1 protein-coding gene is annotated in these 514 nt (G+C 54.1%); it reads left to right on the top strand.

Annotated elements, in window-relative coordinates:
* Positions 1-514: histidine kinase dimerization/phospho-acceptor domain-containing protein (locus tag SLW75_RS28185; protein WP_410936071.1), on the top strand; the 514-nt coding region annotated here is incomplete at both ends.

Below are 514 nucleotides of genomic sequence, written 5' to 3'. Positions count from 1 at the left end.
GGTGCAGGTTCTGGCCACAGGTGAGCCCGCACTGAATGTCGATGTGATCGTTGAGCGGCGTGACGGTAGCCGTCGCAACGTTATTGCAAACGTCACGCCTCTTTTTGACGAGGGTGGAGACCAGATCGGCTTCGTTAATTGCGTGCAGGACGTCACTTTCCTTAGGCAGCGTGAGGAAGAGAGGGTCCAGATGATCAGCGATCGGTTTCAGGCTCAGAAGATGGAAATCGTAGGCCAGCTCACCACGGGCATCGCACATGACTTCAACAATATGCTGACGGCCGTAACGGGCTCGGCAAGTCTTGCGGAGCATTACCTTAAAAACGAGAAGCCCGATCATGCGAAGAAGCACCTGGCCAATGCACTGCGCGCATCCCAGACCGCGGGTGCGATGACAGCCCGACTTATGGCTTTTTCCAGACGGCACAAGCTGGGTTCAGAAGTGATCAATGTGAATCCGTTAATCACTTCGCTAATTGAGCTTGGTCGTGGAAGCTTGGGATCAAAGGTCTTA

It is taken from the genome of Pseudomonas sp. W5-01, from assembly GCF_046540435.1.
Lineage (GTDB): Bacteria > Pseudomonadota > Gammaproteobacteria > Pseudomonadales > Pseudomonadaceae > Aquipseudomonas > Aquipseudomonas graminis_B.
The sequence above is the reverse complement of the archived record's forward strand: the minus strand, read 5'-3'. Positions and strand labels throughout refer to the sequence as shown.